The organism is Providencia sp. PROV252 (assembly GCF_033676005.1).
Lineage (GTDB): Bacteria > Pseudomonadota > Gammaproteobacteria > Enterobacterales > Enterobacteriaceae > Providencia > Providencia vermicola.
In genome coordinates this window covers 3,797,563-3,822,017 of record NZ_CP096294.1, presented here as the reverse complement: position 1 = coordinate 3,822,017, position 24,455 = coordinate 3,797,563, and the positions used below count along the sequence as shown (strand labels likewise).

Sequence of the window (24,455 nt, the reverse complement as noted above, 5' to 3'; positions counted from 1 at the left end):
AAGGAGAAATAAGTGAAACGACTGCCACGTGTAGTACTGGTGACCACTGCGGTTATTTTATTGCTGTGCGCGCTGGTGCTGACAGGGCTGCGTTTCCTTTTACCGAATATTGATAGTTATCGCCCCGATCTTATTGCTTATATCGAAAAAAAGGCCGATGTTTCGGTAAAAATAGGTAAGATTGAAGGGGCATGGCGTTATTTTGGCCCTATTCTTACGTTATCTGATACCACGTTGCAAAATGAAACAACGGATGTAAGTGCCAAGCAAATCCACCTCGAACTGGATATTTGGAACTCGCTTTTTTCCCTGCGTTGGCGCTTTCGCGACCTGACATTCTACCAACTCAATGTTGATTACAAAATTCCCTTTTCTTTTGAAGGCTCCCCCGAAGGTGGGTCATTAGATGGCGTTGAAGAGCTATTTTTACGTCAATTTGACCATTTTACGTTAAAAGACAGTCAATTGACCTTCTTAACGCCTTCAGAGCAAAAGACCACGTTAATTCTGCCAGAACTTTCTTGGCTGAATGAAAATGAACGTCACCGCGCTCAAGGCTTTGTCAGCCTTGAAACCATTAATAAACAGCATGGGTATCTGCAAGTTAAACTGGATGTATCAGATAAAAATGGTGCATTGAGTGATGGCATTTTTTATCTTCAAGCCGACAATATTGATATGCAGCCTTGGTTAAGTCGCTGGTTACGAGATAACACATCATTACGTGATGCGAACTTTAGCCTATCTTCTTGGATCAGTTTAAAAGATAACCGTATTGAAAGTGGCTTGATTCAACTGCGTCAAGGGGAAGCTAACTGGGGGACGGGAGAGTTAGCTCAGAATTTGCAAGTGAATGATTTACTGCTACGAATGAAAAGGCAGGGAGATGGTTGGTTATTTAATATTCCTGAGCTTGATACATTAAAAACCAATGAATTCATTTGGCCGCAAGGTAGTGTGTCGGTGCTGTATTTACCTGCATCGAAAAAATATCAAGATAACGACCATTGGCGTGTTCGAGCAAAGAATATTGAGCTTGAGCGTCTAAGTGAAGTCCTACCAACGTTTTCATTTCTCACACCAGACATGGTGCAAGATTGGCAACACCGACAACCAACAGGGATCGTGAGCGAATTTGCGCTGGATGCGACGCAAAATAGGCCTGAATCTTTGCAAGTTAGCTTAGATTGGCAGGATGTTAGCTGGAAAAAATGGAAGGCGCTTCCTTCTGTGGATCATTTCTCTGGTGTATTGATAGGGGGAATGCAAAGTGGTGGGCTCTCTTTCAACCTGCAAGACAGCGAAGTCGATTACCGTGATGAATTTAAAGCGCCTTTTACGATTTCCACTGCAAAAGGGCAGCTGTATTGGGTAGATAACGACAGTGAATTTAAGCTTTGGAGCCCTGCCTTAGATGTACAAGCCACATCGCTGTGGGCAAACGGCGAATTTCGTTATGCCAAAGCCAAAAAAGGCAATTATGCCGATTTAGCCATTCTATCGGGCATTCGACTGGATGATGCAGGAGATGCATGGCGCTATTTCCCTCAAAAATTAATGGGGCAAGATGTTGCTGACTACCTGACAAAAGCAATTATTGCAGGTAAGGTCGACAACGCCACATTGGTGTATAAAGGCGACCCTGCCAATTTCCCATATGACCACAATGATGGTCAATTCCAAGTGTATGTGCCGCTGAGAGATGCCACTTTCGAGTATGACAGCGAATGGCCAGCGTTACTCAACTTGGACATGGATTTAGATTTTCGCCGTGCAGGTTTGTATATGCATGCGCCAACGGTCAAACTGGCAGATGCAACCGCAACCAACCTTGATGCGATTATCCGTGATTACACCGACGAAATGCTGTATATCGATGCGGATATTAGTGGCACAGGAAAGCAAATTCAGCAATATTTTGTGCACACACCGATGAAACATTCCATAGGTGATACCTTGGAAGAGTTACAAATTGGTGGCATCGTGAATGGACAGCTCAGTTTGTCTATCCCATTAACTGCGGGGAAAGATGTTGTCGCAAAAGGGAAGGTTAACCTTAATAAAAATGATTTATTCATTCAGCCGATTGATAGCACTATTTCGTCGCTAACAGGCAGTTTTAGCTTTAATAATGGCGACTTGATTGGTGATAAGCTACAGGGACAGTGGTTTGGGCAACCTATTTCTGTTGATTTTACAACGTTGATGGGCTCGAAAGATTATCAGGTTGATGTGAACATCGCGGGGAATTGGGCGCTGAATAAATTGGCGATGCTCCCTGAAGAAATTAAACAGAAAGTGTCTGGTACCAGTGATTGGAAAGGTCATGTCACGATAAATTTACCTGACTCAGCAAAAGAAAAAGTGAATTTGCAAATTGATGTCACTGCTGGCTTGAAGCAGCTACAAAGCCAATTACCTGCGCTAAATAGCCAGTTACTGGCAGAATTAGGGCAAATTAATGTTCAAGCAAAAGGCGATACTGAGCAATTGACCATTGGTGGTGATATCGGCAAACGTCTTGGCTTTAATACAGTGTGGAACTTGAGTGATAAGCCGTTAAGGCTAGTCAAAGCTCACATTGCCCCATGGCAAAACCAAGCACCTGAATTACCGAAAAATACGGCGATTGTTGTCTCTCTTCCCCCTGTTAAGGCCATGGACTGGGACAAACTCGCTGGGTTGTTAGTTTCATCAAACAGCCGTCAAGGTGGCGTTAATATTCGCCTTCCTGAAGTACTGGAGGTCAAACTGGCTTCTATTTACCTTGGTGGGCAGTATTGGAAAGATTTAAACTTTTCGTATGATTTACAACGGGATGACCAAGTTGTTAGCGTAGATAGTGAAAATCTAAAAGGTTCGCTGCAAATTTATGCCAAACAGCCTTGGAAAGTCGAGATTGATTACCTGTATTACAACCCAAGTTCAATCGTGGAAAGTACAACGGGTTCCGAGCGCTTTGATTTTAGCCACTGGCCTCAACTGAATGTGGCTTGTAAAGAGTGCTGGCTAGCGGGGCAAAAACTGGGTGAGTTTAGCGCGAATATCATTCCGCAAGGCAATGTGTTGCAACTCACTGGTGGTGTGCTAAACAATAGTGCAATGCAGCTAAAATTGGATGCTATTTGGCACAGCGGTGATGGCAATAAAACCGAAGTAGCGGGCTCCTTAACGGGAGAAGCTTTCGATGAAACGGCGGCTTATTTCGGTATGTTAGTGCCAATTATTGAGTCCCCTTATACGATTGAATTTAATTTAGACTGGGGTAATTTGCCGTGGTCACCAGACATTGCCTCATTAAACGGTAAGCTCTCGGCAAAACTGGGTAAAGGGGCGATAGCGAAGATGGGCGGTGGGCGTGCAGGGCAGATCCTGCGCTTAGTCAGCTTCGACGCTTTATTACGGAAGTTACAGTTCGATTTTCGCGATACGTTTAACAACGATTTCGATTTTGACTCGATTAAAGGGGATGCAACCCTTCACAATGGCGTAATGACATCAAAAAACACAGTTGTGGATGGCTTGGTCGCGGATATTGCTTTAAATGGTGAGGTTGACCTTGTTAAACGTCAAATTAACTTAGAAGCGGTCATTACTCCTGAAATTTCTGCTACAGTAGGGGTAGCAACCGCATTTGTGGTCAACCCATTTGCAGGCGCTGCGGTATTCGCGGCGACGAAAGTGCTCGGTCCATTATGGAGCAAAGTTTCTGTTATCCGTTATCGTGTAACAGGTAGCTTGGACGAGCCAAAAATTGATGAAGTATTACGTCAACTAAAGGAGACTCAAGAGTAATGAAAAATGGTAACGTTGCACTTTTGCAGTTATGTAGCGGAAATAATACTAAGCACAATTTGGCGCAAATCGAGCAACAAATCAAACAGTTGCCAGAGACTGTTCAGTTAGTTTTGACACCTGAAAATGCATTGCTCTTTGCGGATGCCGCGACTTACCGTAAACAAGCTGAGGTCCAAGGAAAAGGCCCGCTGCAAGACGCTATCAGCAGCATGGCGAAACGGTATAATGTGTGGATCCTCGTTGGGTCTATGCCGATGGTCAGCCGTGAAGATCCCGAACGTATTACAAGCAGCAGCTTATTATTTGATTCCGAAGGCAATATCAAAGCTCGCTACGATAAAATTCATATGTTTGATGTGAATATTGAAGATGAGCAAGGGAACTATAATGAGTCTGTGATTTATCAACGCGGAGAACATATTACGGTGGTGGATACCCCTGTGGGTCGGTTAGGGATGACGATTTGTTATGACTTACGTTTCCCAGGCTTGTTCCAAGCGCTGCGCGAACAAGGTGCGGAGATTATTTCTGTTCCAGCCGCATTTACCCGTTATACCGGTCAAGCACACTGGGAGCCATTATTGCGCGCTCGTGCGATTGAAAACCAATGTTATATTTTAGCACCTGCTCAAGTGGGTGTGCATGGAACCCGCCGCACGTGGGGTCATAGCCTTGCCGTTGATGGTTGGGGTAAAGTGATGAAAAAGAACGTGGATGCAGTGGCATCGACGGTATTGAATATTAAAACAGACAGTTTGAGTGTCATGCGTGAGCAAATTCGAGTCGTTAAACATAACCGCTTCAGACCGCAACTGACCTCTCTGATTAAAAAAGACGCAACCAAAGAGTAACGAATATGAGTTTAGCTTCTGTCAGCGAACATTTGCTGGCCGCCAACCGCCTTGGGCAAGAAAATCTGTATGACATTTTAGGGGTATTATCTGAGCGCCATCTGGATTATGCGGATCTGTTTTTTCAATCAAGTTTCCATGAGTCTTGGGTACTTGAAGATAGGATCATTAAAGATGGCTCTTACAATATTGACCAAGGTGTTGGTGTAAGAGCGGTAAGCGGGGAAAAAACAGGGTTTGCTTATGCAGACCAAATTTCACTGCAAGCGCTGATGCAAAGCGCTACCGCAGCACGAAGCATTGTGAACGAACAAGGCTCTGGTAAATCACGCGTTTTAAGCAATGTTGAATACAAAAAACTGTACTCCGTAGTTGATCCATTACAGAGCCTGTCGCGTGAACAAAAAATTGATTTATTGCACCGTGTTGACCAAGTCGCCCGTGCTGAAGACCCGCGTGTTATCGAAGTGAATGCGAGTTTAACAGGTGTTTACGAGCAAGTACTGGTTGCCGCAACTGATGGTACATTGGCGGCAGATATTCGCCCATTAGTGCGCCTTTCGGTCAGTGTATTAGTCGAACATGACGGCAAGCGTGAACGTGGTGCCAGTGGCGGTGGTGGCCGTTATGGTTATGAATATTTCTTAGAATTACATCAAGGCCAAATTGTGGCAGAGCAATATGCCCGTGAAGCGGTACGTATGGCGTTGGTGAATTTATCTGCCGTTGCAGCACCTGCTGGAATGATGCCTGTGGTACTGGGAGCGGGTTGGCCAGGTGTACTGTTACACGAAGCGGTTGGCCATGGCCTTGAAGGTGACTTTAACCGTCGTGGGACATCCGTATTTTCTGGGCAAATGGGGGAGCAAGTGGCTTCGCCACTGTGTACTGTGGTGGATGATGGCACGATTGCGGGTCGTCGTGGTTCTCTTGCTATCGATGATGAAGGGGTACCAGGGCAATATAACGTCCTAATAGAAAATGGTATTTTACGTAATTATATTCAAGATAAACTGAATGCACGCCTGATGGGCGTTTCCCCAACAGGTAATGCACGTCGTGAATCTTATGCGCATCTGCCAATGCCGCGCATGACGAACACTTACATGCTGGCAGGTTCTTCAACGCCAGAAGAAATCATTGCTAGCGTCGACAAAGGCATTTACGCACCGAATTTTGGCGGCGGTCAGGTTGACATCACCTCGGGTAAATTTGTGTTTTCAACCTCTGAAGCCTACTTAATTGAAAATGGGAAAATCACATCGCCAGTGAAAGGGGCTACACTGATTGGCTCTGGTGTTGAGGCGATGCAGCAAATTTCCATGGTAGGTAATGACCTCGCACTAGACAAAGGTGTCGGCGTTTGTGGTAAAGAAGGCCAAAGTGTGCCAGTGGGCGTCGGTCAGCCAACCCTGAAATTAGACAAAATGACGGTGGGTGGTACTGCATAATTTCGCGATATCCCACGTTATAGCGGGTTAAACGGCAGCCTTTGCGCCAGTATGGGTTGCCGTTATTGTCATTATGAAGGTAATAAATGAATAAAAGAGTTATATCACTGGTGTTGATGGCTGTTTTGATTGTACTGAGCCTATACTTTCGTGGTGGTGATGTTCAAGATAAACCACAAGCAGACAAACCAGCGATTCCAGAACAAACAATCGCTCGAGAAAATGCCCTTCCTAAAACTATTGACCAACTGACTGATCAACAGAATGTCGTTAGTTATATGCAGAAATATCAAAAACTTCCTGCATTTTATTTAACGAAAAAAGAGGCGAGACAAGCGGGTTGGGATGCCAAAAAAGGCAATCTTTGCGATGTCTTACCTGGGCGGGCAATTGGGGGGGATCGTTTTTCGAATCGCGAAAAATCATTGCCTATCGCAGATAATCGCCAATGGTTTGAAGCGGATATCAACTACCGTTGTGGGCACCGCGGGGCCGATCGTTTGCTATACTCTTCAGATGGGATGATTTTTGTTACCCACGACCATTATAAGAGCTTTAAACAAGTTAATTAAAGGAAGCATCGCGATGAGCAAACAGGTGAGCTTTGATTTTCGCCAGATAAACACACTGAATGATTTTTATCAGCAATTTGCTCAGCAATTTTCGCTTCCAGATTGGTTTGGTCATAACCTCGATGCTTTGTGGGACATGGTTTCTGCAGGCATTGAGCTTCCCGTGACAATTATTTTTAGCCACATGAGTGCAGAACAACGCATCGAATTTTCCGATATTATTGATGTGATGAATGATGCACAAGACATGTGGGAAGACGAATTTGTTTTTGCTTTAGATATAACAAAAAGTGCTAACTGATTTTCCAATCACTCATGGTAAAGTCTAAGCAAGATGACTGAGTTGATAGGAATTCTAAGATGAGCAACTTCACTTCGATGTTACGGCCATTAATAAATCAAAAATTCGTTATTATCCATGGCTATACAGCATCCCCCGAAAAAAATTGGTTCCCATGGTTAAAAAGCCAGCTTGAAGCGCTTGGCGCGCAAGTTGATGTGCCAGACATGCCAGATTCTTTATCCCCTGATCCAGTAAAATGGCAGCAGCGCTTGCAACAGCTTCCTTTTGACATTGATAAAGAGTCTGTGTTGATTGGCCATAGCCTTGGTTGTGTTACCGCATTGCGTTTTTTACAAAATAAGAATCAAGCGGTTAAGGGGTATGTCTTAGTGTCTGGTTTTGATGAAGAGCAACGGACGCTACCTGAGCTGCGTAGTCACACTTTGAGCCCACTCGGCTATGCAACATTAACTGATCTGGCTGATAAGCGAATTTCAATCATATCGACCAATGATGAAATTGTCTCACCATCCTCATCAAGAGTGCTGGCGGAGGCATTAAAAACACAGGTTATCTTAGAAGAGAATGCAGGGCATTTTCTGGATAGAGAAGGCTACACGACGTTTCCCACCTTGCTTGAGGCAATTAAACAGCAGTTTGGTTAAGGATGTGAGGGACTGCATCTTCCAGTAAGGCTATCAGTTCAGGAGCCATATACTGATAATCATCAGGAATATCCAGAACATGGAGGGGCTTGTGTTCAAGTAGGCGCGAAAAATCAGCTTTAAGGCGGTTTTTGTGTTTTTGTTCCATCACAAAAATGACATCAGCCCAACGGATTAAATCGGCATTAACGGGGCGTTTGGCGTGGCGGCTGGTTCCCGCTGAACGGGTGACCCAGCTTGCATGATTGCGCCAGATCTGTTCAGCGGTTGGGCTACGCCATTGATTTTTACTGCAAATGAATAAAATATTCATTAATCTTCTTGTATCTCATCAAGGCTATTACGCACAAGCTTGGCGCTGCTTACTTGCGGGTAGGCCATGCCGAGTTGGGCTGCGCGGATCATTTTTTCACTGCGCCCATACATCTGTTTCCAGTTTTTTTCTGGCGCATAACAGTCGACGAGGCGAGCGTTCAGTTGATCACGTGATTTATTGGTACGAGCTTGGGCTCTGCGCCATGCTCTATTTCGAGTATTATCCATATCTTCCTCATTATTTATCGGGGTTCAGCAGCCGCGATAATACGGGTCAGAGTATGACTAACAGGCGAATAGTACGCCGCTTTACGCGGGCTATCAATGGAAGGGATGCTTTTTAGGATTTTCCCCTAGGGGCTGTTTATCTTTGATGGTCAATTTTTATTCGAATTAAAGCGATTTTAGGCAAGGCGAGAGGTTCGCCGCCTAGTGAACTAGGCAAGAGCCTCTCAACACAGTATCAAATGAGTGAAACGCGCTTTAATCGAACCCGCAGGGCAGCGTTTAAGCACAATAGCTAACGTAGATAATAGCCAGTCATCTTGATTGACACATTTATCATTGTTTTAATTGTTTTTTGACCTTTTTAGCGGTAAAAATCAGCAGCAAAGATAAACAGCCCCTAGCCCAAAATAGGCGTAGGGGAAAACGATTAGGCGATTTCAGATTGGTCTTTCAAATATTGGAATATTTGACGATACGCTTTTGGCGGTTTGTTGCCTTCACGTTCTTTTTTCGCATTACGCACAAGGGCGCGCAGTTGTTGCCTGTCCGTTGTTGGGAACAGCGTCACCACTTCTTCAATCACATCATCACCCCCTTCCAACAAACGGGTGCGTAAATCTTCCAATTTATGCAGAATAACGACTTGCTGGTTATGGCGGTTTTTCAGTTTATCAAGGGCTTCGGTAATCGGTTCCACTTCACGTGAACGTAATAACTTACCGATAAGCTGTAATTGTCGACGGCGACCTTCACGTTTAATTTTTTGAGCGAGCTCAATGGCCTCAAGTAGTTGAGTGTCCAATGGAATACGTTCAAGCTCGCTTTTACTTAAATCAACGAGTTCAGCCCCCAGTTTTTTGAGGATCTCAGCATCGCGTTTAATTTCGCTTTTGCTGACCCAAATGATCTCCTCGTCTTCTTCGTCTTGCGGCGCTGGGATGTCATCCAGCCAGTCATCAGGCTGTTTGGCCATATCGATTTTCCTTTTTCCAAACACAGTCGTGAAATTACACGTAATTAATATGATTTACTGCGTTGTGAGTGTTAACATTTGACTATTATCTATTGTAACTGGGAAAACCCCTTTATGACTACCTAGCATTTGCATGTTAGGGCAGAAAAACATTTTCCCCACATTATTGGATTGAATGCATGAGTGTAACCGAACAAGTCACAGAACAACGTAAAAAACTCGAAGATGCAGTTGCGCACGCATTAGAATTTGCAAAGTCACGTTGTGATGCCGCGGAAGTGGCAGTGAATAAAAGCACAGGGATAAGCGTTAGTACCCGTCAAGGCGAAGTTGAAAATGTTGAATTTAACAGTGATGGTGCCCTTGGGATCACCGTTTATCACCAACAGCGTAAAGGTAGCGCATCTTCAACAGATTTAAGCCCTGAAGCCATCGAGCGTACCGTTCAAGCCGCTATCGATATTGCGAATTATACCTCTGAAGACCCTTGTGCGGGCCCAGCAGAAAAATCATTGCTGGCGTTTGAAGCACCTGATCTTAAATTATTCCAAGCGACAGCGCTCTCTCCTGAAGAAGCTATCCGCTTAGCGTCTATCGCTGAAATGTCAGCGCTCAATGCGGACTCGCGCATTGTGAATACCGAGGGCGGTAGCTTTAACGGCCACTACGGTGTGCGCGTGTTTGGGAACTCCCACGGCATGCTGCAAAGCTATTGTTCAAGTCGTTATTCTATGTCGAGCTGCGTTATTGCAGAGCATAATGGTGATATGGAGCGTGACTACGCTTACACCATTGGTCGCAGTGTGGATGCATTGAAATCCCCTGAGTGGGTGGGTCAAGAATGCGCTCGCCGCACGTTAGCGCGTCTATCCCCAAGAAAACTGCCAACGATGAAGGCCCCTGTCATTTTTGCGTCAGAAGTGGCGACAGGGTTGTTTGGTCACCTTGTTGGGGCGATCAGCGGCAGCAGCATTTACCGTAAATCGTCCTTTTTATTAGACAGCCTTGGCAAACAAATTTTACCAAGTTGGTTAACCATTAATGAGCAGCCACATTTAATTGGCGGTTTAGCCTCCTCACCTTTCGATAGCGAAGGTGTACGCACAACTGAGCGTAATATCGTGGAAGATGGCGTTCTACAAACGTGGCTAATGACCAGTTATTCAGCTCGAAAGCTGGGCTTACAGAGTACAGGCCATGCGGGGGGAATTCATAACTGGCGTATCGCTGGGCAAGGGCTTTCTTTTGATGCATTGCTCAAACAAATGGGAACAGGTTTAGTCGTTACTGAGTTAATGGGGCAAGGTGTGAGCGGCATTACAGGGGATTACTCTCGTGGTGCATCAGGCTTTTGGGTTGAAAACGGCGAAATCCAATACCCAGTGAGTGAAATTACTATTGCAGGTAATTTAAAAGATATGTGGGCCAATATGGTCACTATTGCTGATGATATCGAAACTCGCAGTAATATTCAGTGCGGCTCTGTGTTGATCCCAGAAATGAGTATTGCAGGGGAGTAAGGCTTTCCTCATCTAACGAACAACTTTAAGCGCCTAATACTTTTTATTAGGCGCTTTTACTTGGTGATAATATTATCTAATTTATTGATTTATAAACTGTCATGTTATTGTCGTCCCTCTGTCGCTAAGGCGTCGTGGTCAAAATTCTATTGAGTTGACAGTATAGCCATACACGAAGATTGCTAGGTCTAAGGTAGGTTATGATGGAAAACAAAGTCAAGCAGCTCAGATTGGCAAGAGCTTGGTCGCAAGAGCAACTTGCTCAATTGTCATCCCTAAGTACAAGAACGATCCAACGCATTGAAAATAATGAAGTGCCAAGTTTAGAAACTCTAAGTGCACTCGCATCCGTTTTTAATGTGAGTGTATCAGAGCTAACCTCTGAGCCTTTACTCGAAAGTTATGAGTTGGACAGCCGTATAGAAGAGGCGAAAAAGCGGGTTAATGATGAAATAAAATTACTGAAGAACATCATCATTGCGATTATTGTGTGTGCCGTATTGTATACCGTTAACTCTTTTTATACTCCGCAGCGTGATTGGCCAATTTGGGTGATGTCTATTTGGGGGGGGTTATTAGCGATAAAGGTGATTAGGCTCTTTTTATTGGATAAATTTTTTCGCCAGTGGCAACACAAAAGGCTACTGCGTATAACGAAAAAACCGTAGCATCATCTATCAAGATAACTAGGCACAAAAAAGGCACTCAATGAGTGCCTGAATATGCCAGAAGACTTGCCTGAGTTTTTCAAGAAAACTTTTTTCGCTAAGCCATCCTTAATTCAGCAAGTCGAAATTAACGGTGAAATTCACCAGCCGCTTCTGGCTGATACACGATTTCAAGAACACGAACGCGTGTTTGCACACCGTTTGGCAGCTCCCAGCTAATTTCGTCGCCAACGTGCATACCTAATAGTGCAGCACCGATAGGCGCCATAACAGATAACTGTTCTGAACTGTCTTTTAGCGAGGCAGGGTAAACTAATGTACGTGTGCGCTCTTCATTACTAATGAGGTCTAAAAAGCGAACCGTACTGTTCATTGTGACCACGTCAGCAGGAATTTCTTGTGGGCTAAGAATATCCGCACGGTCAAGTTCATCATTGAGCGCTTCAGCAACAGGGGTGCCTGCGTAAGCTGGCTGTTCCATTAGTGCATCTAAGCGTTCAGCATCTAAATCATTGATAATAATTGTTGGCTTTGTCATACCACACTCCAATAGAGACGTACAAAGCAAACACCCCCCACCCAGAAGGTAGGGGGTGTTGCTATTAATAAATTTGTTTAAAATATTAGGCGCTATGCGCTTTAAAGGGAAGAGATCAGGATCACGATCTCCAAGCCTGCCTTTGTAAAAATACGCATATTGATATTTTTATTGTTAGGTAGAAATAGGCTTACTCTTCATCAAACCCACTCTCGAATAGGTTAACAATTGCGGATAATGCCTGATTTTCATCTGCACCACTCACTTCAATATCAATTTTACTGCCTTGTTCCGAGTCTAACATCAACATTGCGATAACGCTATCCGCCTCTGCCTCAATTTGGCTATTATTCCGCAAAATAACCTTAGAGTTAAATTGTTGAACTAAATCATAAAGTAACATAGCTGGTCTTGCATGCATTCCAAGGCGGTTTTTTAGCGTTATGGTGGCTTTTACAGTCATTTCAGCTACTTGCGTTTTTCGAGAGTCCTGTGGCGCGATTGCACGTTTTTACCACGGGAGCGGAAATAGTCAGCAAGCTGTTCTGCAACATAGACAGAACGGTGTTTCCCCCCCGTACAGCCAATCGCAACGGTTAAGTAGCTACGGTTGTTCGTTTCTAACATCGGTAGCCATAACTCTAAATAGCTACGGGTTTGGTAGATAAAGTTGTGAACTTCAGTGTGCCTATCCAAGAATGCAGCAACAGGGCGATCAAGGCCTGTCATTGGGCGCAGTTTCGGGTCCCAGTGTGGGTTTGGTAAAAAGCGCACATCAAAAACATAGTCCGCATCAATAGGGATACCATGTTTGAAGCCGAAAGATTCAAACACCATTGTCAGCTCACGCTCACGTTTGCCCATTAAACGCGTTCTTAGCATTTCTGCAAGTTCATGCACAGACATCTCAGAGGTATCGATAACTAAATCTGCCCGTGAACGAAGTGGCTCTAGGAGCTCATTTTCTTCGTCAATTGCGCTTTCAAGAGACAGGTTTTTACTTGAAAGTGGGTGTAACCTGCGAGTATCGCTGTAGCGGCGGATCAGGGTGTTGCGATCGGCATCCAGAAACAATAGTTGTGGAGAGAAGCTAGCGGGTAATTTATCAATCGCTTCTTCAAACACTTCTGGATTGTCGGGCATATTACGCACGTCGATACTCACTGCTGCTGAGATGTTACGATCAGCCAGTGAATTGGCTAACTCTGGCAGTAATACGACTGGCAGGTTATCCACGCAATAGAAACCCATATCTTCCAGCGCACGTAAGGCAACGGATTTCCCCGAACCGGAACGGCCGCTGACAATCATCAGCACCATGAGCTTACTCCCTTTCGTTTCCTAATGATGTATTTCTTAATAAACTGTGTTTTGCATGTTTTTAATGATAAAAACCATAGCAATATCATTAATCTATAGCAAGACACATAAATTATCACTTACTCAGTAATAATACTATATAGTTCATCATCACTTTGTGCGCTACGCAGACGCTTACAGAATGTTTTATCGGCCAGCTTTTTGGCGATAAGTGAGAGCGTGTGTAAGTGCGTTTTGCATTGATCAGATGGCACAAGTAGTGCAAAAAGCAGGTCAACAGGCTGATTATCAATCGCATCAAAGGCAATAGGTTCTTCTAAATGCAAAAATACACCAACAGCATGGGAACTTTCGCTTTCATCTAACTTGCCATGAGGGATTGCAATCCCGCCACCAATACCCGTGGTACCGACTTTTTCTCTGGTTAATAACGCTTCAAATACCGTATTTTCAGGTAATTCCAATTCAACGGCAGCCAGCTCACTAATAATTTCTAGGGCTCTTTTTTTACTGGTGCACACAATATTATTACGTGTACAGGCTGATGATAAAACATCGTTTAACTGGATTTCTATATCACTATTCATTTTATTGTTCACTTAGGACTACAAAACCAGATGATGTATGCCACCATCTGGTTTGAAACATTCGTTGGCTAACGAATCAGCCACCTCAATGTATTAATGTTGTCTCAGTTTTTCTTTATGTTTGGTTAATTGGCGCGACAGTTTGTCTACCAGTAAATCGATAGCGGCATACATGTCATTTTCTTCCGCTGATGCATGGAGCTCCGCTCCATTGACTTGCACGGTTGCTTCAGCAATTTGCTGAACTTTTTCAACTTTCAGGACGACTTGGATACTGTTAATACGGTCAAACAGTTGCTCTAATTTACTGAGTTTTTTCTCAACAGTTTCACGCAGTGCTGGAGTAACTTCAATATTGTGTCCAGTAATCTGAAATTCCATACAACCTTCCTTATTTTATCAATTAAACCAGTTGTTTACGCTGGTTTGAGGGCGGAATAGATAACGATTCACGATACTTAGCAACAGTACGACGAGCCACTTGAATACCTTGCTCTGCCAGCATACTCGTCAATTTACTGTCACTCAATGGTTTTGCGGGGTTTTCCGCAGCAACCAGTTTTTTCACCAAGGCCCGAATTGCGGTAGAGGAGGCTTCGCCACCTGTATCCGTGCTTACATGGCTGGAGAAAAAATACTTCAACTCAAAAATGCCTCGTGGGCTGTGGAGAAACTTTTGAGTTGTCACTCGCGAGATGGTGGATTCATGCATGTCCACTTGATAGGCAATATCCGCCAGTATCATGGGTTTCATGTGTTCCTCTCCCAGCTCAAAGAATTCTTGTTGCTGTTCGACAATACAGGTCGCCACTTTTAACAAGGTTTCATGGCGGCTTTCTAAGCTTTTAATCAACCATTTTGCATCTTGCAGGTGGCTGCGAATATATTGTGTATCATCATCGCTAGCTGAACTATTTGCCATCGAAGCATAATGATTGTTAATACTGAGTTTAGGAATGCTATCTGTATTTAACTCAACTTGCCAGTGCCCAGCTATCTTTTTCACTAAAACATCAGGAATAACATATTCCGATTCACCTGTATTGATAGACTGCCCTGGCTTTGGATTTAATGCGAGAATTAAGTCGATAGCCGTTTTTAAAGCATCTTCCTTTAAACGCGTTAATTTACCAAGCTGCCTAAAATCACGGTTAGCCAGTAAATCAATATGGTTGGTAATGATTAACTTTGCTTCTTGTAGACCTTCCGTTTCTTTTGGGTAGAGCGAAAGCTGAATTAATAAACACTCTTTTAAATCTTGTGCCGCGACACCAAGTGGGTCAAAGTGCTGGATGCGTTTAAGTACCGCAATCACTTCTTCTAAACTAATTTCTGGATTATCAATCCCTTCATGTATATCAGAGATTGTTGTTGTGAGATAGCCAGAGTCATCTATGGAGTCAATAATTGCGGTGGCAATCGCACGGTCAGTATCCGTAAACGGCGTGAGATCCGATTGCCATATCAGGTAATCTTGCAGTGTCTGAGTGGTTTCACCTTGGTAAACAGGGAGTTCATCGAAGCTGTAATCGTTGCTGGTACCTGAAGGTGTTCCTGCTGTGTAGATTTCGTCCCAATCCGCATCAAGAGGAAGTTCTTCAGGCATGTCATTGTTTTCTAAAGCGTCTTTGGTATCGAGCTCACTGCTGTCTGTGGTGGCAAGGGAATCAATCGAGTCAGTTTCAGAACCTAACTCTTCTTGCTCAAGAAGCGGGTTAGTTTCCAACGCAAGTTGGATTTCTTGTTGAAGCTCAAGTGTAGAAAGTTGCAGCAGACGGATTGCCTGTTGTAATTGAGGGGTCATCGCAAGTTGTTGACTGACTCTGAGCTGCAAACTTTGCTTCATGAAACTGTTTTCTTCTCCCTAACAATAGAATACGACATACGGTTTATAACCGGAAACCTTCACCTAAGTATACACGTTTCACTTGTTCATTTTCCAATATCATGGTTGGTGTACCATGGGCAATCAGGTGACCTTGGCTGACAATATAGGCTCTTTCACACACATCTAACGTTTCACGGACGTTATGGTCGGTAATCAAAACACCGAGGCCATAGTCACGTAAATGTTGGATAATTTTTTTAATATCCAAGACAGAAATTGGGTCGACACCCGCAAAGGGTTCATCCAATAAGATGAATTTTGGGTTAGCGGCGAGGGCCCTTGCAATCTCAACTCGGCGGCGTTCCCCACCAGAAAGGGATTGCCCCATGCTGTCGCGAAGATGTGTGATGCTAAATTCTTCCATTAACTCTTCAGCACGTTCTTTACGTTGGGAAGAGGTTAAATCTTCGCGGATTTCCAATACCGCCATCAGGTTATCATAAACGCTAAGGCGACGGAAAATAGAGGCTTCTTGAGGAAGATAGCCAATACCGCGGCGCGCACGTTCATGCAGTGGCAGTAAGCTGATATCTTCACCATCAATTAAAATTTTGCCCGCATCCCGCTGAACAATGCCCACAACCATATAAAAGGTGGTGGTTTTACCGGCACCATTTGGCCCTAACAGGCCAACAATTTCGCCTGATTTAACTTCAAGGCTGACATCTTCAACAACCTTGCGTTTTTTATAGGATTTAGCCAGATTCTCTGCGGTTAGTGTCGCCATAACGATTATTTACTCTTACCCGTAGTTGCTGATGAATTGTTTGCTGCTGGGCCTTTTTCTTGCAATTGCGCTGGCAAAATCACAGTAGTCACGCGCTTGCCTTTATCACTAAAGGCTTCCATTTGCTGTGTTGGCACAACATAGGTGATTTTGTCGCCTTTAATATTGCTGTCTAGCTGCTCTAAATACGCACCGCCCGTTAACGTGACGAGCTGTTTATCAACTTCATAACGCGCTTTGTTTGCATGGCCTTTAATTGGCTTGCCGTCATCTTGTAGCTGATAAAAGGTCACAGGGTTACCAAATGCTTCGATGACGATTTTATCGGAGTCGCTGCTTGGACGTGTTACAACCACTTTGTTGGCTCGAATATCAATTGAACCTTGTTTAATGATGACGTCATCGGTAAATGTGGTGACGTTCTTTTCTAGATCAAGGGATTGCTTAACCGAGTTAATTGTCATCGGTTGCTGGGTGTCACTTTTTAATGCCATCGCTGGGAGGCTAAGAGCCAAAATTGCACTGGCAACCGCTCCTTGAATAAAACGCTTCTTAGTTACTTGATTCATTTTGATGCTCTTCTGGTTGTAACACATAATGAGTTTTCACATCTTCGATTAATTCTGCGGTTCTAGTACGAAGATTTCCCTTCATTTTTAGACCAGTAGAATTAAGGCCATGTCCAATAATGGTCACTTTATCGTCAGATGAAACGTCTTGTGTTGTCAAATTGACAACTGCACTTTCAGTTGTAATTCGTTGGATTTGCGACTCTTTCGTTAAGCTATCGACTTGAACATCACTGTACAGATAAAGCACTCGATCGTTTGTTAACCTTGCTTTAAAGGCAGTGACTGTCCATGTTGGCACGCCCGCTTCATTATAAGTGGTTAAAACGGGTTTCGAAAACCACGTGATTTTTCCTTCGGTATAATTATCAATTTTATCCGAAACGAGTTTATACGCTAGATTTCCTGTTGGGTTATAGACGTAAGTTACTGAATCATCAGTTTGATAATTAGGTTGCCCATCATTGATTACTTTTTCCTGTGAGTCTGATGTGTCATTACCCGCTAAATTCCAGCCGATAAGCCCCAGCACAACTAAGGATAAAATAATGATTAACCACTTCTTCGCATTGCTCATGAATTCAATCTATTCGTTATATCGATAAGCCTTTTGCTTCTTCCAATTTACCTTGGGAAAGAAGGATCAGGTCACAAAGTTCACGTACTGCACCCTTTCCACCAGCGATGCGTGTTATGTAGTTCGCTTTTGGTAATAGCAGTGGATGTGCATCCGCAACAGCAACAGATAGCCCAACTCGAGCCATTACTGGCCAATCGATAAGGTCGTCGCCAATATAAGCTACTTCGTCTTCTGCTAGCTGTAGTGTATCCAACAGTTCGCGATACGCCAAAAGCTTATCGCTTTGGCCTTGGTAAAGATGTGTAATGCCTAAAGTTTTTGCTCTATCTTCAAGGAGTTTCGCTTTTCTGCCTGTAATAATGGCGACGTCAATATTGGACGTTAATAGACAACGAATGCCATAGCCATCACGTACATTAAAAGCTTTGAGCTCTTCACCACTATTGCCCATATATACCAAGCCATCGGACATCACACCGTCAACATCACAAATTAGCAGCTTAATTTTAGCGGCTTTTTCGATAACGGATGTTGCCACAGGGCCGTAGCAAGTATCCACGTTTTGAGAACTCATGGTATTTCCTTATATTATACAACACCTGCTTGGAGCAGATCGTGCATGTGTAAAACACCGACTAATTTGTTGTCTTGTGCGACTAATAATGAGGTCACGTGTTTTGATTGCATTAAATTAAGCGCTTCAACCGCGAGCATATTGGGCGAAACCCGAATGCCACCTGGCGTCATGAGATCTGCAATTTTCGCGTTATTTAGGTCAATTCCCATATCAAAGATACGGCGCAAGTCACCATCTGTAAAAATGCCCTCAATATTCATATCGTCATCACAGATAACCGTCATACCCAGTTTTTTACGGGTTATCTCGACTAAAGCTTCCCGCAAAGACGCGCTTTTAGGGATATGGGGGATATCTTCACCCGTATTCATTAAATCACGAACTAAGAGTAAAAGTTTGCGCCCGAGTGCGCCGCCTGGGTGAGAAAGTGCGAAATCATCCGCTGTAAACCCACGGGCAGTCAATAATGCGATAGCTAAGGCATCACCCATGACTAAGGTTGCGGTTGTACTGGTCGTTGGCGCGAGCCCTAATGGGCAGGCTTCCTGTGGTACTTTAATGCACAGGTGCACATCTGCATATTTCCCCATATTACTATCAGGGTTGTTAGTCATACAGATTAAGGGAACCTTAATACGTTTTAAAACAGGTAGTAACGCTAAAATTTCCCCTGATTCCCCTGAATTTGAAATGGCTAACACCACATCTTTACTAGTGATCATGCCAAGATCGCCATGGCTAGCCTCACCAGGATGAACAAAAAACGAAGGTGTCCCAGTACTAGCTAATGTTGCGGCAATCTTCCTGCCAATGTGCCCCGACTTTCCCATACCCATAACGACAACTTTGCCTTTGCAGCCGAAAATCAGTTGGCAAGCACAGTCAAAATCATGATTAATATATTGTTCGAGGTTTTTTAAGCCGTCGTGTTCGATATGGAGAACTTCTTTACCTACTTTCTGAAAATCGAAGTTTGACATTTCTAGTTCCATGCGTAGCTTTTAAGTTAATCGGATTAGCGAAATCAAATTGTATAACGAATACTTAGTATCAGTAAGTATTTTGTCTGTTAAGCTATTCTTAATGATAGTTTTGCACCTAATCGCTATTTTGTTTATGTTTAAGGCGTATGAAATACGCTGTCATTAGCACCCTAAACCAAAAATGTATTCGCTAATTCACGTATTCTCATGCTAGTAAATTGCAACACTCTAAGAGCTATCTGCTTTTATTAATGAAAGAGTTACCTAACTATAGGTAAATTCCATAGGGAGTTAGCCGCTTTTTAGAGATAAAAAACAGCTACAATATTAACAGTTACCTTTTTGACGCTATGATACTATAAATTCCACTTTGTTGTGATATTTGACGATTTTCAGTTTATCTTTCGGTAATATCTGAACGGATAAATGCATACTCAGGCATGATGTATAACGAGTTATTTAATAATGCAATCACAGACAGACAACTTAATTGAAGTACGGAACATGTCCTTTACTCGAGGCAATCGGAAAATATTTGAAAATATTAACCTGACTGTCCCTCGTGGTAAAATTACGGCAATAATGGGGCCATCTGGGATTGGTAAAACCACATTGCTGCGCTTGATTGGTGGGCAATTACGGCCAAGTGAGGGGGAAATTTGGTTTGATGGTGACAATATTCCGTCGCTATCACGTTCCAAGTTATATCAATCACGTAAAAAAATGAGCATGCTGTTCCAATCAGGAGCGCTGTTCACCGATATGGATGTGTTCAATAACGTGGCATTTCCGCTGCGAGAACACACAAACTTGCCAGAGTCTTTAATTCACACGACAGTGATGATGAAATTAGAGGCGGTTGGGTTACGCGGCGCCGCAAAATTGATGCCATCAGAGCTTTCTGGTGGGATGGCTCGCCGTGCTGCACTCGCACGTGCCATTGCCCTTGACCCTGATTTGATCATGTTTGATGAACCCTTTGTGGGGCAAGACCCAATTACTATGGGGGTCTTAGTTAAATTAATTGATGAACTGAATCAAGCGCTTGGCGTAACGTGTGTGGTGGTTTCTCACGATGTGCCAGAGGTATTGAGCATTGCAGATAATGCGTATATTGTTGCCCAGCAGCATGTTATTGCTCAGGGAACGGGTGAAGAGCTGCGTGATAATCAAGACCCTAGAGTGCGCCAATTTCTTGATGGTATCGCTGATGGTCCCGTGCCGTTCCGTTTTCCTGCCAATGATTATCTGGCCGATTTATTAGGGTAAAATAAGATGATAATAAAGGCGATAGCAGCCTTCGGACGTCGGTGGATTGATATTTTTTCTGCCTTTGGTCGAGCTGGATATATGCTGTTTCGTGCCTTATTGGGGAAACCTGAATTTGGCAAGCAGTGGCCACTTCTGATGAAGCAACTGTATGCTGTGGGCGTACAGTCTTTATTGATTGTGGCCGTATCGGGCTTATTTATTGGCATGGTACTGGGGCTACAAGGTTATCTTGTCCTCACCACATTCAGTGCAGAAGCTAGCCTTGGCATGATGGTGGCGCTTTCTTTATTAAGAGAGCTTGGCCCTGTTGTGACGGCCTTGTTATTTGCAGGGCGTGCAGGTTCGGCGTTGACCGCCGAAATTGGCTTAATGAAAGCTACGGAACAGATTTCGAGCTTAGAAATGATGGCAGTTGACCCATTAAGACGGGTTATTGCGCCACGCTTTTGGGCGGGTTTTATTAGTATGCCTTTGTTATCACTGATTTTTGTGGCTGTCGGGATTTTAGGTGGCGCATTAGTCGGTGTGGATTGGAAGGGGATTGATGAAGGCTTTTTCTGGGCATCAATGCAATCTTCTATCGACTGGCGATTAGATCTGGTTAACTGTGTTATCAAAAGTTTAGTGTTTGCTTTTACGGTGACGTGGATCGCACTGTTTAATGGCTATGATGCAATTCCAACCTCGGAAGGGATCAGCCAAGCAACAACGAGAACCGTTGTTCACGCGTCATTGTCTGTTTTAGGACTGGATTTCGTACTTACCGCACTGATGTTTGGGAACTAAGTCATGCAAAGTAAAAAAAGTGAAATATGGGTTGGCTGTTTTATGTTGTTGGCGATTGCCGCAATTATCTTTTTGTGTTTAAAAGTCGCCGATTTGAAATCAATTGGTAGCCAATCTACCTATCAAATTTCAGCGTCTTTTGAAAATATTGGTGGCTTGAAAGAAGGTTCTCCGATCAAAGTCGGTGGTGTGGTTGTCGGCCGTGTTGCCAGTATCACTCTCGATAAAAAGAACTATGTACCTGAAGTGAAAATCGACTTATTAAGTGAATATGACAATATTCCAGATTCAAGTTCTTTATCCATTCGTACATCAGGTTTACTGGGTGAACAGTATATTGCCATGAATATTGGCCCTGATGATGAGGAGTTAGGGATTGCGATTTTGAAAGATGGCGGACGCCTTGAGGATACTAAACCCGCTATGGTGTTAGAAGATTTAATCGGGCAGTTCTTGTATAAGAGTGGCGATAGCCAAGGTGCAGAGCCTGCATCTAAGTAATGTGAAGCTCCCTCAAAATAGTTAAAGGAATGAATTATGTTTAAACGTTTAATGATGGTTGCCATGTTGGCTATTGCGCCATTTGCGATGGCAGTAGACCAAACTAATCCGTATAAATTAATGGATGAGGCGGCAGCAAAAACTTTTACTCGGTTGAAATCTGAACAGCCGAAAATCAAACAAGATCCTGAATATCTAAGAACGATTGTCCGTGAAGAATTACTGCCTTATGTGCAAATTAAATATGCAGGTGCACTCGTTTTAGGTACTTACTATAAAGGCGCAACACCCGCACAACGTGATGCCTACTTTGCGGCATTTGAAGATTACCTTGAGCAGGTTTATGGCCAAGCATTGGCGATGTACCATGGTCAAACTTACCAAATTGCACCAGAACAACCCATTGGTGATAAAAACATTGTTGCCATTCGCGTAACGATAACTGATACCAATGGCCGCCCACCAGTACGCTTAGACTTCCAATGGCGTAAAAACAGTAAAACAGGTTACTGGCAGGCATATGACATGATTGCTGAAGGCGTAAGCATGATCACCACCAAGCAAAATGAGTGGGGGGATATTTTACGTAAGCAAGGTATTGATGGCTTAACAAAACAGTTAGAAATCAGTGCAAAAGCCCCAATTACGTTAGAAGAGAAAAACTAATATGAGCCAGGTATTGGCATGGGAGAAAACGCAATCAACGTTGTATCTGACGGGGTCATTAGACCGTGACTCATTGATGTCGTTTTGGGACAAAAAGTCCCCACTGCTGGAACATATTGAGAAAATAGATGTTTCTGGCTTAACCCATGTAGATTCAACGGGGCTGGCTATGTTAGTTCGCTTAAAAGGTGAGTTTCAAGCCAAAAAACAGCCTCTGAATATTATTGGGGCCAGTGATAACTTGAATACACTTATTGAGTTATATGGGGTGAAAAGCATCATTCTAGATTAAGGCGATGAGTCTTAAATTTAGTCAAGTTATGTAAAAATAAGCGCCTCTACGTGCATTTGTGCGTAAGAGGCGTTTTCTTTGGTTTAAGTGTTAGGCGTAATCCTTTAGGATAGGCGTTTATGCTCTTTTAATTCGAGTTGTGACTAATTGGGCACATTCAACTAGAATTAGCCAGAGTAAAATTAAAAACCACAAATAATCATAATAGAGTCACTATGGAAACCAACGAAATAAAACAAGTATTGATGGAAAAGTTGTCTCTGGATGAGGCTATTGTTACGGGTGATGGTAGCCATTTTCAGGTTATCGCTGTCGGTGACATGTTTGACGGTATGAGCCGTGTTAAGCAACAGCAAGCAATTTATGCGCCATTGATGGAATATATTGCGGATAACCGCATCCATGCTCTATCAATTAAAGCGTACACCCCTGCGCAATGGGAGCGCGATCGTAAACTTAGTGGCCTTTGATTTCAAAGCCTAAGCGAACAGCCTGTACAATTCGACATACGAGAATACTTGAATGGATAAGTTTTTAGTTAAAGGACCAACCCGTTTATCGGGTGAGGTTACTATTTCTGGCGCGAAAAACGCTGCGCTGCCAATCCTGTTCGCTGCTCTATTGGCTGAAGAGCCAGTAGAAATACAGAATGTTCCTCATTTGAGGGATATCGACACCACCATCAAATTATTGAACCAGCTTGGTACGAAAGTGAAACGCAATGGTTCTGTATTTGTTGATGCGAGCACAGTAAGCACTTACTGCGCGCCTTATGACCTCGTGAAAACTATGCGTGCTTCTATCTGGGCGCTGGCACCTTTAGTGGCACGTTTTGGTCATGGTGAAGTTTCTCTGCCAGGTGGTTGTGCTATTGGTGCTCGTCCTGTTGATCTACATATTTCTGGTTTAGAACAGTTAGGTGCAAATATTGTTTTGGAAGATGGTTATGTGAAAGCTACCGTCGATGGCCGCCTGAAAGGGGCATGCATCGTGATGGATAAAGTCAGTGTTGGAGCAACTGTTTCAATTATGACCGCAGCCACATTAGCTGAAGGCACTACCGTCATTGAAAATGCTGCGCGTGAGCCTGAAATTGAAGATACTGCCAACTTCTTAAACACTCTTGGTGCAAAAATTACAGGTGCAGGAACTGACCGTATTGTGATTGAAGGGGTGGAACGTTTAGGCGGTGGGACATACCAAGTTCTGCCAGACCGTATTGAAACAGGCACATTCTTAATCGCAGCTGCTGTTTCTCGTGGTAAAGTCATTTGCCGCAATGCACGTCCAGACACCCTAGATGCGGTATTAGCAAAACTGCGTGAAGCGGGTGCAACGATTGAAATAGGTGATGACTGGATTAGCCTAGATATGGAAGGTAAGCGCCCTAAAGCGGTCACTATTCGTACTGCACCACACCCAGGGTTCCCAACGGACATGCAAGCACAATTTAGCTTACTTAACCTAGTGGCTGAAGGTGCAGGGCTTATTACTGAAACGATTTTCGAAAACCGATTTATGCACATCCCTGAGCTTATCCGTATGGGGGCTCATGCAGAAATTGAAAGTAATACAGTGCTATGTCATGGAGTTGAGAAATTAACTAGTGCACAAGTGATGGCAACAGATTTACGCGCATCTGCAAGTCTAGTGATTGCTGGCTGTATTGCGGAAGGCACTACAACGGTTGACCGTATTTACCACATTGACCGCGGTTATGAACATATTGAAGATAAACTGCGTGGCTTAGGGGCAGATATTCAGCGTGTTCATTCAGACGACTAGTTTTCTCGTTTATTGAATTGAAACAAAAATGCCGTTCAAACTGAATTGAACGGCATTTTT

The 24,455-nt window shown here is 43.6% G+C and carries 29 protein-coding genes; 15 read left to right on the top strand and 14 right to left on the bottom strand.

The window, feature by feature from the left end; translation table 11 throughout:
• Positions 1-12: 12 nt before the first annotated feature.
• From yhdP to M1F05_RS17595, 6 genes are all read left to right on the top strand, one after another.
• Positions 13-3,795 (top strand): AsmA2 domain-containing protein YhdP, encoded by a 3,783-nt coding sequence (gene yhdP, locus M1F05_RS17620; protein ID WP_206083534.1) that lies wholly within the window; start codon positions 13-15, stop codon positions 3,793-3,795.
• Complete coding sequence (nit1, locus tag M1F05_RS17615) at positions 3,795-4,649, top strand: deaminated glutathione amidase (protein WP_206083535.1); 855 nt, start codon at positions 3,795-3,797, stop codon at positions 4,647-4,649. The genes yhdP and nit1 overlap by 1 nt, the downstream gene beginning before the upstream one ends.
• Before the next feature lie 5 nt (positions 4,650-4,654).
• Positions 4,655-6,100: a metalloprotease TldD gene (tldD, locus tag M1F05_RS17610; RefSeq protein WP_206083536.1), complete on the top strand. Its 1,446-nt coding sequence runs from the start codon at positions 4,655-4,657 to the stop codon at positions 6,098-6,100.
• An 86-nt stretch (positions 6,101-6,186) separates the two neighbouring features.
• Positions 6,187-6,672 carry a ribonuclease domain-containing protein gene (locus M1F05_RS17605; protein ID WP_206083537.1) on the top strand — a complete coding sequence of 162 codons (486 nt, stop codon included), beginning with the start codon at positions 6,187-6,189 and terminating at the stop codon, positions 6,670-6,672.
• 13 nt (positions 6,673-6,685) lie between these two features.
• A complete protein-coding gene (locus tag M1F05_RS17600; RefSeq protein WP_047757384.1) occupies positions 6,686-6,973 on the top strand; it encodes a barstar family protein in 288 nt (95 codons plus the stop codon).
• 59 nt (positions 6,974-7,032) lie between these two features.
• Complete coding sequence (locus M1F05_RS17595; protein WP_206083538.1) at positions 7,033-7,620, top strand: RBBP9/YdeN family alpha/beta hydrolase; 588 nt, start codon at positions 7,033-7,035, stop codon at positions 7,618-7,620.
• On the opposite strand, the gene M1F05_RS17590 is transcribed toward M1F05_RS17595, so the two are convergent.
• The 3 genes from M1F05_RS17590 to yjgA form a co-directional block, all read right to left on the bottom strand.
• Positions 7,601-7,933, bottom strand: coding sequence for a low molecular weight protein tyrosine phosphatase family protein (locus tag M1F05_RS17590; RefSeq protein ID WP_206083539.1), 333 nt, complete (start codon positions 7,931-7,933; stop codon positions 7,601-7,603). The genes M1F05_RS17595 and M1F05_RS17590 overlap by 20 nt on opposite strands.
• On the bottom strand, positions 7,933-8,163 hold the full coding sequence (locus M1F05_RS17585) for a hypothetical protein (protein ID WP_206083540.1): 231 nt from the start codon (positions 8,161-8,163) through the stop codon (positions 7,933-7,935). Before M1F05_RS17585 ends, M1F05_RS17590 begins: the two co-directional genes overlap by 1 nt.
• Positions 8,164-8,590: 427 nt before the next feature.
• Entirely contained in the window at positions 8,591-9,136 is a 546-nt protein-coding gene (gene yjgA, locus M1F05_RS17580) for a ribosome biogenesis factor YjgA (protein ID WP_206083541.1), read from the bottom strand.
• Positions 9,137-9,315: 179 nt separating this feature from the next.
• On the opposite strand from yjgA, the gene pmbA reads away from it, so the two are divergent.
• Together pmbA and M1F05_RS17570 are read left to right on the top strand one after the other, a co-directional pair.
• Positions 9,316-10,656, top strand: a complete 1,341-nt coding sequence (pmbA, locus tag M1F05_RS17575; RefSeq protein WP_206083542.1) for a metalloprotease PmbA — start codon at positions 9,316-9,318, stop codon at positions 10,654-10,656.
• Between the two features lie 203 nt (positions 10,657-10,859).
• Positions 10,860-11,324, top strand: a complete 465-nt coding sequence (locus tag M1F05_RS17570) for a helix-turn-helix domain-containing protein (RefSeq protein ID WP_306803795.1) — start codon at positions 10,860-10,862, stop codon at positions 11,322-11,324.
• Between the two features lie 127 nt (positions 11,325-11,451).
• Here the strand turns inward: M1F05_RS17570 and rnk are convergent, their stop codons facing one another.
• The 11 genes from rnk to kdsD form a co-directional block, all read right to left on the bottom strand.
• On the bottom strand, positions 11,452-11,862 hold the full coding sequence (gene rnk, locus M1F05_RS17565; protein WP_206083544.1) for a nucleoside diphosphate kinase regulator: 411 nt from the start codon (positions 11,860-11,862) through the stop codon (positions 11,452-11,454).
• Positions 11,863-12,052: 190 nt separating this feature from the next.
• Positions 12,053-12,325, bottom strand: coding sequence for a PTS phosphocarrier protein NPr (gene npr, locus M1F05_RS17560; protein ID WP_206083545.1), 273 nt, complete (start codon positions 12,323-12,325; stop codon positions 12,053-12,055).
• Between the two features lie 5 nt (positions 12,326-12,330).
• Positions 12,331-13,182: an RNase adapter RapZ gene (gene rapZ / locus M1F05_RS17555; RefSeq protein ID WP_206083546.1), complete on the bottom strand. Its 852-nt coding sequence runs from the start codon at positions 13,180-13,182 to the stop codon at positions 12,331-12,333.
• A 119-nt stretch (positions 13,183-13,301) separates the two neighbouring features.
• Entirely contained in the window at positions 13,302-13,769 is a 468-nt protein-coding gene (gene ptsN / locus M1F05_RS17550) for a PTS IIA-like nitrogen regulatory protein PtsN (protein ID WP_206083547.1), read from the bottom strand.
• Between the two features lie 93 nt (positions 13,770-13,862).
• Positions 13,863-14,150, bottom strand: a complete 288-nt coding sequence (hpf, locus tag M1F05_RS17545) for a ribosome hibernation promoting factor (protein WP_206083548.1) — start codon at positions 14,148-14,150, stop codon at positions 13,863-13,865.
• A 22-nt stretch (positions 14,151-14,172) separates the two neighbouring features.
• On the bottom strand, positions 14,173-15,615 hold the full coding sequence (rpoN, locus tag M1F05_RS17540) for an RNA polymerase factor sigma-54 (protein WP_206083549.1): 1,443 nt from the start codon (positions 15,613-15,615) through the stop codon (positions 14,173-14,175).
• Between the two features lie 43 nt (positions 15,616-15,658).
• The gene (gene lptB, locus M1F05_RS17535) at positions 15,659-16,384 is read right to left on the bottom strand and encodes an LPS export ABC transporter ATP-binding protein (RefSeq protein WP_206083550.1); all 726 of its coding nucleotides are present in this window, start codon (positions 16,382-16,384) and stop codon (positions 15,659-15,661) included.
• 5 nt (positions 16,385-16,389) lie between these two features.
• Positions 16,390-16,953, bottom strand: a complete 564-nt coding sequence (gene lptA, locus M1F05_RS17530) for a lipopolysaccharide ABC transporter substrate-binding protein LptA (RefSeq protein WP_206083551.1) — start codon at positions 16,951-16,953, stop codon at positions 16,390-16,392.
• Positions 16,937-17,530, bottom strand: a complete 594-nt coding sequence (gene lptC, locus M1F05_RS17525; RefSeq protein WP_206083552.1) for an LPS export ABC transporter periplasmic protein LptC — start codon at positions 17,528-17,530, stop codon at positions 16,937-16,939. The genes lptA and lptC overlap by 17 nt, the downstream gene beginning before the upstream one ends.
• 16 nt (positions 17,531-17,546) lie before the next feature.
• Entirely contained in the window at positions 17,547-18,107 is a 561-nt protein-coding gene (gene kdsC / locus M1F05_RS17520; protein WP_206083553.1) for a 3-deoxy-manno-octulosonate-8-phosphatase KdsC, read from the bottom strand.
• 14 nt (positions 18,108-18,121) lie between these two features.
• The gene (kdsD, locus tag M1F05_RS17515) at positions 18,122-19,090 is read right to left on the bottom strand and encodes an arabinose-5-phosphate isomerase KdsD (RefSeq protein WP_206083554.1); all 969 of its coding nucleotides are present in this window, start codon (positions 19,088-19,090) and stop codon (positions 18,122-18,124) included.
• Between the two features lie 468 nt (positions 19,091-19,558).
• Here kdsD and mlaF point away from each other — a divergent pair, with 468 nt between their 5' ends.
• The 7 genes from mlaF to murA all read left to right on the top strand — a co-directional run bounded on the left by mlaF (position 19,559) and on the right by murA (position 24,395).
• Entirely contained in the window at positions 19,559-20,362 is an 804-nt protein-coding gene (mlaF, locus tag M1F05_RS17510) for a phospholipid ABC transporter ATP-binding protein MlaF (RefSeq protein WP_206083555.1), read from the top strand.
• Between the two features lie 6 nt (positions 20,363-20,368).
• Positions 20,369-21,151 carry a lipid asymmetry maintenance ABC transporter permease subunit MlaE gene (gene mlaE / locus M1F05_RS17505; RefSeq protein WP_047756206.1) on the top strand — a complete coding sequence of 261 codons (783 nt, stop codon included), beginning with the start codon at positions 20,369-20,371 and terminating at the stop codon, positions 21,149-21,151.
• A 3-nt stretch (positions 21,152-21,154) separates the two neighbouring features.
• Positions 21,155-21,652 carry an outer membrane lipid asymmetry maintenance protein MlaD gene (mlaD, locus tag M1F05_RS17500; protein WP_206083556.1) on the top strand — a complete coding sequence of 166 codons (498 nt, stop codon included), beginning with the start codon at positions 21,155-21,157 and terminating at the stop codon, positions 21,650-21,652.
• A gap of 36 nt (positions 21,653-21,688) precedes the next feature.
• The gene (gene mlaC / locus M1F05_RS17495; protein ID WP_206083557.1) at positions 21,689-22,318 is read left to right on the top strand and encodes a phospholipid-binding protein MlaC; all 630 of its coding nucleotides are present in this window, start codon (positions 21,689-21,691) and stop codon (positions 22,316-22,318) included.
• 1 nt (position 22,319) lies between these two features.
• Positions 22,320-22,610 carry a lipid asymmetry maintenance protein MlaB gene (mlaB, locus tag M1F05_RS17490; RefSeq protein ID WP_206083558.1) on the top strand — a complete coding sequence of 97 codons (291 nt, stop codon included), beginning with the start codon at positions 22,320-22,322 and terminating at the stop codon, positions 22,608-22,610.
• A gap of 215 nt (positions 22,611-22,825) precedes the next feature.
• A complete protein-coding gene (gene ibaG / locus M1F05_RS17485; RefSeq protein WP_206083559.1) occupies positions 22,826-23,080 on the top strand; it encodes a BolA family protein in 255 nt (84 codons plus the stop codon).
• Between the two features lie 52 nt (positions 23,081-23,132).
• Entirely contained in the window at positions 23,133-24,395 is a 1,263-nt protein-coding gene (gene murA / locus M1F05_RS17480) for a UDP-N-acetylglucosamine 1-carboxyvinyltransferase (RefSeq protein ID WP_206083560.1), read from the top strand.
• The last annotated feature ends 60 nt before the right edge of the window (positions 24,396-24,455 follow it).

What these genes read in the sequence shown, in the direction of transcription:
- nit1 (WP_206083535.1), top strand. Translation starts at nt 3,795, where the DNA reads ATGAAAAATGGTAACGTTGCACTTTTGCAGTTATGTAGCGGAAATAAT.
- tldD (WP_206083536.1), top strand. Translation starts at nt 4,655, where the DNA reads ATGAGTTTAGCTTCTGTCAGCGAACATTTGCTGGCCGCCAACCGCCTT.
- M1F05_RS17605 (WP_206083537.1), top strand. Translation starts at nt 6,187, where the DNA reads ATGAATAAAAGAGTTATATCACTGGTGTTGATGGCTGTTTTGATTGTA.
- M1F05_RS17600 (WP_047757384.1), top strand. Translation starts at nt 6,686, where the DNA reads ATGAGCAAACAGGTGAGCTTTGATTTTCGCCAGATAAACACACTGAAT.
- M1F05_RS17595 (WP_206083538.1), top strand. Translation starts at nt 7,033, where the DNA reads ATGAGCAACTTCACTTCGATGTTACGGCCATTAATAAATCAAAAATTC.
- M1F05_RS17590 (WP_206083539.1), bottom strand. Translation starts at nt 7,933, where the DNA reads ATGAATATTTTATTCATTTGCAGTAAAAATCAATGGCGTAGCCCAACC.
- M1F05_RS17585 (WP_206083540.1), bottom strand. Translation starts at nt 8,163, where the DNA reads ATGGATAATACTCGAAATAGAGCATGGCGCAGAGCCCAAGCTCGTACC.
- yjgA (WP_206083541.1), bottom strand. Translation starts at nt 9,136, where the DNA reads ATGGCCAAACAGCCTGATGACTGGCTGGATGACATCCCAGCGCCGCAA.
- pmbA (WP_206083542.1), top strand. Translation starts at nt 9,316, where the DNA reads ATGAGTGTAACCGAACAAGTCACAGAACAACGTAAAAAACTCGAAGAT.
- M1F05_RS17570 (WP_306803795.1), top strand. Translation starts at nt 10,860, where the DNA reads ATGGAAAACAAAGTCAAGCAGCTCAGATTGGCAAGAGCTTGGTCGCAA.
- rnk (WP_206083544.1), bottom strand. Translation starts at nt 11,862, where the DNA reads ATGACAAAGCCAACAATTATTATCAATGATTTAGATGCTGAACGCTTA.
- npr (WP_206083545.1), bottom strand. Translation starts at nt 12,325, where the DNA reads ATGACTGTAAAAGCCACCATAACGCTAAAAAACCGCCTTGGAATGCAT.
- rapZ (WP_206083546.1), bottom strand. Translation starts at nt 13,182, where the DNA reads ATGGTGCTGATGATTGTCAGCGGCCGTTCCGGTTCGGGGAAATCCGTT.
- ptsN (WP_206083547.1), bottom strand. Translation starts at nt 13,769, where the DNA reads ATGAATAGTGATATAGAAATCCAGTTAAACGATGTTTTATCATCAGCC.
- hpf (WP_206083548.1), bottom strand. Translation starts at nt 14,150, where the DNA reads ATGGAATTTCAGATTACTGGACACAATATTGAAGTTACTCCAGCACTG.
- rpoN (WP_206083549.1), bottom strand. Translation starts at nt 15,615, where the DNA reads ATGAAGCAAAGTTTGCAGCTCAGAGTCAGTCAACAACTTGCGATGACC.
- lptB (WP_206083550.1), bottom strand. Translation starts at nt 16,384, where the DNA reads ATGGCGACACTAACCGCAGAGAATCTGGCTAAATCCTATAAAAAACGC.
- lptA (WP_206083551.1), bottom strand. Translation starts at nt 16,953, where the DNA reads ATGAATCAAGTAACTAAGAAGCGTTTTATTCAAGGAGCGGTTGCCAGT.
- lptC (WP_206083552.1), bottom strand. Translation starts at nt 17,530, where the DNA reads ATGAGCAATGCGAAGAAGTGGTTAATCATTATTTTATCCTTAGTTGTG.
- kdsC (WP_206083553.1), bottom strand. Translation starts at nt 18,107, where the DNA reads ATGAGTTCTCAAAACGTGGATACTTGCTACGGCCCTGTGGCAACATCC.
- kdsD (WP_206083554.1), bottom strand. Translation starts at nt 19,090, where the DNA reads ATGTCAAACTTCGATTTTCAGAAAGTAGGTAAAGAAGTTCTCCATATC.
- mlaF (WP_206083555.1), top strand. Translation starts at nt 19,559, where the DNA reads ATGCAATCACAGACAGACAACTTAATTGAAGTACGGAACATGTCCTTT.
- mlaE (WP_047756206.1), top strand. Translation starts at nt 20,369, where the DNA reads ATGATAATAAAGGCGATAGCAGCCTTCGGACGTCGGTGGATTGATATT.
- mlaD (WP_206083556.1), top strand. Translation starts at nt 21,155, where the DNA reads ATGCAAAGTAAAAAAAGTGAAATATGGGTTGGCTGTTTTATGTTGTTG.
- mlaC (WP_206083557.1), top strand. Translation starts at nt 21,689, where the DNA reads ATGTTTAAACGTTTAATGATGGTTGCCATGTTGGCTATTGCGCCATTT.
- mlaB (WP_206083558.1), top strand. Translation starts at nt 22,320, where the DNA reads ATGAGCCAGGTATTGGCATGGGAGAAAACGCAATCAACGTTGTATCTG.
- ibaG (WP_206083559.1), top strand. Translation starts at nt 22,826, where the DNA reads ATGGAAACCAACGAAATAAAACAAGTATTGATGGAAAAGTTGTCTCTG.
- murA (WP_206083560.1), top strand. Translation starts at nt 23,133, where the DNA reads ATGGATAAGTTTTTAGTTAAAGGACCAACCCGTTTATCGGGTGAGGTT.